The 7,394-nt window shown below is 72.7% G+C and carries 7 protein-coding genes and 3 pseudogenes; 6 read left to right on the top strand and 4 right to left on the bottom strand.

Annotated elements, in window-relative coordinates; translation table 11 throughout:
• Positions 1–189: pseudogene (locus BCY76_RS18350) on the top strand (hypothetical protein); the annotation flags it as partial.
• Between the two features lie 49 nt (positions 190–238).
• Here the strand turns inward: BCY76_RS18350 and BCY76_RS16560 are convergent.
• The gene (locus BCY76_RS16560; protein ID WP_085437938.1) at positions 239–1,033 is read right to left on the bottom strand and encodes a class I SAM-dependent methyltransferase; all 795 of its coding nucleotides are present in this window, start codon (positions 1,031–1,033) and stop codon (positions 239–241) included.
• A gap of 281 nt (positions 1,034–1,314) precedes the next feature.
• On the opposite strand from BCY76_RS16560, the gene BCY76_RS16555 reads away from it, so the two are divergent.
• Entirely contained in the window at positions 1,315–1,665 is a 351-nt protein-coding gene (locus BCY76_RS16555) for a MerR family transcriptional regulator (protein ID WP_070158813.1), read from the top strand.
• 27 nt (positions 1,666–1,692) lie between these two features.
• On the opposite strand, the gene BCY76_RS16550 is transcribed toward BCY76_RS16555, so the two are convergent.
• Positions 1,693–2,658 carry a GAP family protein gene (locus BCY76_RS16550; protein ID WP_070158812.1) on the bottom strand — a complete coding sequence of 322 codons (966 nt, stop codon included), beginning with the start codon at positions 2,656–2,658 and terminating at the stop codon, positions 1,693–1,695.
• Between the two features lie 364 nt (positions 2,659–3,022).
• Here BCY76_RS16550 and BCY76_RS20865 point away from each other — a divergent pair.
• The 3 genes and pseudogenes from BCY76_RS20865 to BCY76_RS19700 all read left to right on the top strand — a co-directional run.
• Positions 3,023–3,571 (top strand): annotated as a pseudogene (locus tag BCY76_RS20865) (histidine kinase); the annotation flags it as partial.
• A gap of 52 nt (positions 3,572–3,623) precedes the next feature.
• Complete coding sequence (locus BCY76_RS19705; RefSeq protein WP_237090243.1) at positions 3,624–4,103, top strand: ATP-binding protein; 480 nt, start codon at positions 3,624–3,626, stop codon at positions 4,101–4,103.
• Entirely contained in the window at positions 4,100–4,855 is a 756-nt protein-coding gene (locus BCY76_RS19700) for a response regulator (RefSeq protein WP_237090242.1), read from the top strand. The genes BCY76_RS19705 and BCY76_RS19700 overlap by 4 nt, the downstream gene beginning before the upstream one ends.
• 34 nt (positions 4,856–4,889) lie before the next feature.
• On the opposite strand, the pseudogene BCY76_RS16540 reads toward BCY76_RS19700, so the two are convergent.
• Positions 4,890–6,267: pseudogene (locus BCY76_RS16540) on the bottom strand (FAD-dependent oxidoreductase).
• Between the two features lie 134 nt (positions 6,268–6,401).
• On the opposite strand from BCY76_RS16540, the gene BCY76_RS16535 reads away from it, so the two are divergent.
• A complete protein-coding gene (locus tag BCY76_RS16535; RefSeq protein ID WP_085437936.1) occupies positions 6,402–6,755 on the top strand; it encodes an ArsR/SmtB family transcription factor in 354 nt (117 codons plus the stop codon).
• On the opposite strand, the gene BCY76_RS20860 is transcribed toward BCY76_RS16535, so the two are convergent.
• Positions 6,652–7,394 (bottom strand): DAK2 domain-containing protein (locus BCY76_RS20860; RefSeq protein ID WP_139827862.1); only part of this gene is annotated, 743 nt, incomplete at its 5' end. The genes BCY76_RS16535 and BCY76_RS20860 overlap by 104 nt on opposite strands.

The following is a 7,394-nucleotide window of genomic DNA, read 5'->3' as shown; positions in this document are numbered from 1 at the left end:
GTCGGCCGCCGCGGCGCCGAGGCACCGATCCGCGGCCCCGCCAGGGCGCTGCTGGCGCGGGCCGGAGTCGCGCTGACCGCGGGGAACCCCTTCGGTGACGGCGGGGCAGGCCACGCTCGGCTGAACATGGCGACGTCGCAGGAGATCCTCACCGAGGCGGTGACACGGATCGGGCGGGCGCTGAGCTGAGGATCCCGGCGCCGGGTCCGGAACCGACCGGGCGAAGCTCCGTCCCGGCTCACGGGCGGCGCCGAGCCAGATACAGCCACCCGCAGCCCGGCGCGTACGCCAGGTCCAGCACGTCCACGGTGAAGCCTGCCGTCTCCAGCGATCCCTCGATCTCCTCCCGGGTGCGGAACCGCAGAGTGGAGCGGGACTCCCACCGGGTGCCGTCGTCGAGCGGGGCGCCAGTCTTCTCATCGAGGAACACGGTGGGCTGATCGAAGGTGACCAGCTCGCCGTCGCCGACGACGTCGACCACCTCCACCCAGCGCTCCACCGCGCCCACCCCCGGCACATCAGCCCGGGTGCGAGACTGCTCCGGAGTCCAGGACTCCCAGGCACGGGCCTCTCGCCGACGGGCCTCGAAGACCAGCAGCCCTCCGGGAGGCATCGCGCGGTGCGCCGCTGCCAGCACTGCGGACCACTCCGCGTCGTCTGTGAACACCTGAGCGACGTTGGCGCTCATGGTCACGGCGTCCACCGGGAGCATCGCGACGACCTCTGTCGGCAGATCAGCCGCCTCCAGGGCGGCCACCGTGCCGGTCACCCACTGCACCCGCTCGGCCCCGGGGCGGCTGCGTGCCACCGCGATCGAGGCCGCGGCAGGGTCCAGACCGATCACCTGCATCCCCCGGTGGGCCAGTCGACGTGCCAGCACTCCGGTGCCGCACCCGATGTCCAGGACCCTCTGGGCCTCCAGTGCGGCGACGGCGGCCTCATACTCGTCGAGGTCCCCACGGTCCGGGTCGAGCGCGTCATAGACCGCGGCCAGGCGCGGATCAGCGAACAGGGCGTCGGGCTGATCAGGCATGGCACGAGCGTACGGGACCTGCGCTGCCGACGTCAGCGGAGCGGCATACCGTCAGTGGGCAGAACGAGACCGGCGCACCACGCGGCAGGCCACATAGACTGGGCCCTCGAAAGTCCCGTGACGCGGTGCATCCGGCGGGCCGGCGACGCGCACGCCGTGACAGGACCTGACAGCTGGCCGGACGGAGGCGGATCCCGATGCATGACCGCAGCAGGACACGAGATGACGCATCGGAGGCGCACGTCCCTGCCGCCGGCACGGACTCCCCCGCGAAGTCGACCATGCACATCGGGGAACTCGCCGAGAAGACCGGCCTCTCCCACCGCACCATCCGCCACTACGACGACGTCGGCCTCCTGCCGGCCTCCCGCACCGAGGGCGGATTCCGCGTCTACACCGCCACCGATCTCGAACGCCTGCTGGTGGCCCGCACGTTGAAGCCGCTGGGCTATTCGCTCGACGAGATCACCAGGGCACTGGAGGCCATCGACGCCGTCACCGCCTCCCCGGAGGATGACCAGGCCAGAGGGCGGTTGGCCACCCTGCAGGAGGAGCTGGCGGAACGCCGGGAGAAGCTGGCCCGGAATCTGCGCCAGGCCGACGAGCTGCTGGACTCTCTGCGCCAGCTGTGAACCGCGGAGCCCCTGGCCTTGGTCCGCTCAGAGCACGTCGAGCGATCCCAGGGCGTTGATCAGCAGCAGCACCCCGACGCCGCCCACCACCCAGGCGACCATGCCCGCCGCGTGACGGCTGAGCCACCCCTCGAGCTTCTCCAGCGGGCCCTGCAGAGCCCGCTGGGCCACGAGGCGTCCGCCCAGCAGCGCCAGCGCCGGAAGCACCATCATCAGGCAGTAGAAGAGGATCATCACGGTTGACGCCGGCCACTGCGGACCCGTCGCGGCGACCATCCCGATGCCCGCCAGGTACGGCAGCACCGTGCCGATCTCCAGCAGCACGGCCAGCAGCCCCAGTCCCACCAGCGCACCCACCCCGGCCGGTCGGACCGCGGATGTCGACGTCGACGCCGACGCCGACTCCGACGCGGACGGGCCAGCCTGTCCGGACGACGGCGCGGCGGCGGTCTGCGCCCGCGGTGATGTCACCGCCTCAGGGGCCGGCGAGACCTCCGTGCCCAACACCCGGGCACGCCACCGAGTCACCCGGCCGGCGGAGCCCCGTGCCTGCTCGCGGCGAGCCTTCCGCGCCTTGCCCGCCCTGGTCATCGGGTCCAGGTGGAAGCTGTACGCCAGCAGGGCGGCGCCCAGCAGCGCCTGCCCCAGGAGGAACACCGGCGTGCCGCGGACCTCAGCGAACCAGCTCAGCAGCCCGTCCCCGAAGAAGGTCAGGCTGGCCAGCAGGACCACACCGATGACGGCATAGCCGGCGGCCACCACACCCAGGTAGACGAGCACCCGTCCGGCGCGCAGCCTCCCCGGCGCCATCAGCAGCCAGACCGGGATCAGCAGCGTGCCGAAGGTGGTGGAGTCGATCAGGGCCAGCACGGCGAGGATCCCCCACAGTCCGGCACCGAGCCCGTCGGTGGGCAGCTCGCCGCTGAGGTCCGAGAGGCTCACAGCAGACCAGGTGCTGTCCAGGACCGGCATGAGGATGTCTGTGGTGCTCATACCTGCCACCCTGCCCTGGCCCCGCGCCCTGCGCATCGGCCGAAGGGCTGAACCCTGACCCGCTCCTCAGACTTTGGTCGGAGGACCAGGCGCCCGCGCTGTGGTGAGATGACGTCATGGACTCCTCCCCCGGCCTGCGCAGGGCCTCCGACGACGCAGTCCGCCTCCCCGGGGTCGACGGCCCACCTGGCCGGACCCTCTGCGGCGCCGCGATCAGGTCCAGACCGTCGTGACGCTGGCGGCCGCCCTCGGGCTGCTGGCGGTCCAGTTGCGGGGTCTGCTGCCCACGCCGTGGCTGGACTCCCTCGGACCGGGCCCCGTCTGGTGGTGGCATCTGGGGCCACTGGCCGTGATCGGCGCGGCGATGATCGTCAAGCCGGCGGCGCCTCTGACGGCGCTGCTGGCGGGAGGCCTCTGCGTACTGGCCGATCTGGCCATCGGTGGAAGCGTCGGGATCTGGCTGTGCCTGGCCGACCTCATCTACTTCTTCGGTCTGCGCGGAGGACGCCGCTCCCTGTCCTGGCTGGCGGGGGTGTTCGCGGCCCTGATGCTCGCCGGCGGCGTCGTGCTGTTCGCGGCCGGCGGGGACGCCGGCACGGCGGTCTCCGCGACGCTGCTGATCGGCAGCGTCCTGCTGCTTCCGCTGTGGTGGTCTGTGGAGGTCCGCCGGGGATATCCCCTGGGGCCGCTCGCCGCTGAACGGGACCGGCTCGACGCGGAACGGCACGCGGCGCTGGTGCGGGTGCATGAGCTGGACCGGCGCCGGGCGGTGGCCGCGGAACGCCAGCGGATGGCCCGCGAGCTCCACGATGTGATCTCCTCGCATGTCTCGGCCATCGCCCTGCACTCCGGGGCGGCGCTTGCCGGCTCCCCTGACCAGGACCGCGACCGCCGCGCCCTCGAGGAGGTGCGGCGGACGTCCGTCACCGCCCTGGAGGACCTGCGGACCATGGTGAACCTGCTGCGTGGCCAGGACGCCGAGTCCCCGAGGCGTCCCGGAGGGCCGCGACGCCCAGAGCCGCGACGCCCAGAGCTCCGAGCTGCTGGCTCCGCCGTCCCTCGAGCACGTGGTGGAGGTCGCCCGCAGCCGCGGCCTGTCGCTGCAGGTCTCCGGCGAGGTTCCGCGCGGGGACGAGCCGACCCGCTCCGGCATCCGGGGAGTCCTCTCCCGGGTGCTGCAGGAGGCGCTGACCAACGCGGCGGCCCACGGGGACGGCGCCGCTCGGGTGGAGTTCACCGAGACTCCGCACCAGATGCGCCTGCGAGTGACCAACGGCGTGCCAGACGCCCCTGTCGGCAGAGGACCTTCCCCGGCACTGGCCACCGGCACGGGGATCATCACCATGCGGGAACGGCTCGCCCAGGCCGGCGGCACGCTTCAGGCGGGCCGCGACGGGGACCTCTGGGTGCTGACGGCAGACCTTCCCCGAGGACGGAGACGATGAGCATGCCCTTCCCCACCCCGCACGCCGACGACGGAACGCCGCCCGTCCGCGTGCTGCTCGCCGATGACCACCCCAGCATCCGGGCCGGGCTGCGACTGCTGCTGGAGACGGCGGCGGACATCGAGGTGATCGGTGAGGCCGCCGACGGTGCCGTCGCCGTGCAGCAGGCACAGTCCCTGCGCCCGGACGTGGTCATCATGGACGCACGGATGCCGGGCACCGACGGCATCGCCGCCACACGACAGGTCGTCCAGGCCAGCACCGGAGAGGTGCTGATGCTGACGACCTTCGACCTGGACGAGGTGGTGTTCGGCGCCCTACGGGCCGGGGCCGCCGGGTTCCTGCTGAAGTCCGCCGACCCGCAGGAACTATTGGACGCGATCCGTCGCATCGCCGCCGGAGACGGCGTCATCGCACCGGAGGTCACGCGCCGGCTGCTGCGCACGTTCGTGGCCGACGAGGGCGCACCGGTCACAGGAACGGACGCCGTCACCGCCAGCGCATCCGGCAGGTCGCCGGGATCCCCCGCGAGTGTCGCCGACGGCACCGAGAGAGCGTTCGGGGAGCTCACCCCGCGGGAGCTCGACGTCCTGCGGGCGCTCGGCCGCGGGCTCTCCAACGCGCAGATCGCCGAGGAGCTGGTGATCAGCCTGGCCACGGTGAAGACGCATGTCTCCAGCGTGCTGGCGAAGCTGCACCTGAGTTCGCGGATGCAGGCGGCGATCCACGCCCGGGAGGCGGGCCTCACCTGACCGGAAGGGCTGCGCCTGATGCGTCGGACCCGCGTCAGTCCCCGGTGCGACCGTGCGCCACCCCGGTGGGGACGCCGATCAGCTCCGGCTCGGGCGCCGCCACCGAGCAGACCCCGGTCTCCGGCAGGGCCAGTCGCGGGCGGTGGCGTCGTCGCCGGCCAGGTGCGCGGCGATGGACCTGACCTGCTCATAGCCGGTGGCCAGCAGGAACGTCGGCGCTCGCCCGTAGGACTTCATGCCGGCCAGGAAGAACCCATCCTCGGGGTGGGCCAGGACGTCTGCCCCGTGGGCGGGGACCGTGCCGCAGGAGTGGATCTCCGGGTCGATGAGCGGCGCCAGGCGCACCGGCGCCTCCACGGCGGGGTCGAGCTCCAGGCGCAGCTCGCGCAGCATGTCCAGTTCGGGGCGGAATCCGGTGGCCGCCACCACGGTGTCCACCGTGAGTTCGCGGGCCGAGTCGCCATCACCGACGGTGACGACGACGCCGTGCCCCTTCCCGTCCTCGACCGGGCGCAGCGCAGAGACCGACGCCTGCGCGTGCAGCTGGACGGCGCCGGATTCGACCGCGCGCTGCAGCCGGGTGCCGAGCATTCCGCGGGCCGGCAAGCGTCCGCGTCGCGCCCGCCGTAGGTCCGGCCAGGGTCCTGCCCGCGGATCGCCCAGTGGACCTGGGTGCCGGGCTCCTCCCGGGCGAGCTGGGCGAGGTTCAGCAGCGTGTTGGTCGCACTGTGCCCGGCACCGACCACCAGCGTGTGCCGGCCGGCGAACCGCTGCCGCTCCTCACCGAGCACATCTGGCAGAGCTCCCGTCAGGTGCGGCACGACGCCGGGTGCGTCTTCCCCGAGCGCCGGCAGCCCGGCCGCGCCGAGGGGATTGGGGGCGCTCCAGGTGCCGGTGGCGTCGATGACCGCGCGGGCGCGGACCTCGTCGACCTGCAGTCCGGCCTCGGTGCGCCGCTGGACGCGCAGGACGAACGGCGCACCTTCACGACCCCGGACATGGGTCTTGTCCCGGGATCCGCGGGTCACGGCCACCACGCGGGAGCGTGTGCGCAGACGGTCACGGATGGCGGGCACCTGGGCCAGCGGTTCCAGGTAGTCCTCCACGATCTCCCGCCCCCAGGGCAGCGCGGTGGGCCGCGGCGGCTCCCAACCAGCGGCTTCCAGCAGGCGGGTGGAGGCGGAGTCGAGGTCGTAGCGCCACGGCGAGAACAGTCGGATGTGGCCCCACTGCCGGATGGCGGCGCCGACGTCGTCGCCGGCCTCCAGGATCAGCGGCTCGATCCCGTGCTCCAGCAGGTGGGCCGCGGCGGCGAGACCCACCGGGCCGGCACCGATGACCGCGACCGGCAGGGCGTCCGCAGCGGAGGGAGCGGAGGGAGCGGAGGGAGCGGCGGGACCGGTGCTGGTCATCTGTTGCATGGGGTCTCCTCAGGGTCGGCGTCATCTGGAGCCGACGTGGCACCAGGATACATAGACAAGATTCGATACGAGAGACTCTAGGACCACTCATCGAAATTCGTCAATACGTGAGCTACGATGACTCCATGAGCACCGCGACACCGGCCGACAGCGCCTGCTGCCTGCCCACCTTCCAGGGCCCGCTGACCACCGAGGAGGCCGAACCCCTGGCCGCCGTGTTCAAAGCTGTGGCGGATCCCGTGCGGCTGCGCCTGCTGTCCCTGATCGAGCACACCGAGGACGGCGAAGCCTGCGTCTGCGACCTCACCGCACCGCTGGGACTGTCCCAGCCCACGGTCTCTCACCACCTGAAGATCCTCGTCGAGGCGGGGCTGCTCACCCGCACCCAGCGCGGCCGCTGGGCGTACTTCGCGGTCCAGCGCCCCGCGCTCGATGAATTCGGGTCCCTTCTTCGCCGCCGACGGGAGACTGCGGCGTGATCCTGCCCCTGGGCGTCATCCACCCTTGAGCCCGCCCATCCTTGAGCCCGCCCATCCATGGGCCACGCCCCACACCTGAGGGACGAGGAGTCACATTCCGGCGCTTGCCCGCTCGCTGACGCGCGTCATGACAGGGATGTCGCACGGGAGAATGCCCCCTCGACGCACCGGGACCCCGCCTGTTCCGGTCAGCTGAGCGAATCCGCCAGTGCTCGCACCAGCTTCGCGACGGCGGCGGCCCTGCATCCGGGGAGCCCTGAGTGGCTGAGTCCGGCACATAGGCCGCCCGGCCCGCGCGCGCAGTGAGGGTCGCCGTCGCCTCGGCACCTGCTGCGGCCGCCTGAGCCACCGCCGCGGGGACCACGACGCCGTCACCCTCGGCGAGCGCCCGCTGGGCGGGGATCAGCGCATCCAGCATGGTGCGGTCCCCTTCGGCGGCGCCGCCATGGTGCTGCACTGCGGCGATCCCCTCGGCGAGCGCGCCGGACCAGTCCGCCCGGCCGTCAGTCTCGAGGCTGCGTCCGGCGGCGGTGGCGAGGATGGCCAGCAGCACCCCGGAGGAGCCGCCCATCGCGGTCTCCAGAGTGCGGGCGATCCGGCGCATCGCGGCGGCCGGGTCGGCGAAGCCGAGGTCCCCGG

The organism is Nesterenkonia sp. PF2B19 (assembly GCF_001758425.2).
Lineage (GTDB): Bacteria > Actinomycetota > Actinomycetes > Actinomycetales > Micrococcaceae > Nesterenkonia > Nesterenkonia aethiopica.
This window is presented reverse-complemented; position numbering and strand designations above follow the sequence as displayed.

Bases quoted from the DNA above. Each gene is read 5' to 3' on its own strand.
- BCY76_RS16560 (WP_085437938.1), bottom strand. From the start codon at position 1,033: ATGCCTGATCAGCCCGACGCCCTGTTCGCTGATCCGCGCCTGGCCGCG.
- BCY76_RS16555 (WP_070158813.1), top strand. From the start codon at position 1,315: ATGCACATCGGGGAACTCGCCGAGAAGACCGGCCTCTCCCACCGCACC.
- BCY76_RS16550 (WP_070158812.1), bottom strand. From the start codon at position 2,658: ATGAGCACCACAGACATCCTCATGCCGGTCCTGGACAGCACCTGGTCT.
- BCY76_RS19700 (WP_237090242.1), top strand. From the start codon at position 4,100: ATGAGCATGCCCTTCCCCACCCCGCACGCCGACGACGGAACGCCGCCC.
- BCY76_RS16535 (WP_085437936.1), top strand. From the start codon at position 6,402: ATGAGCACCGCGACACCGGCCGACAGCGCCTGCTGCCTGCCCACCTTC.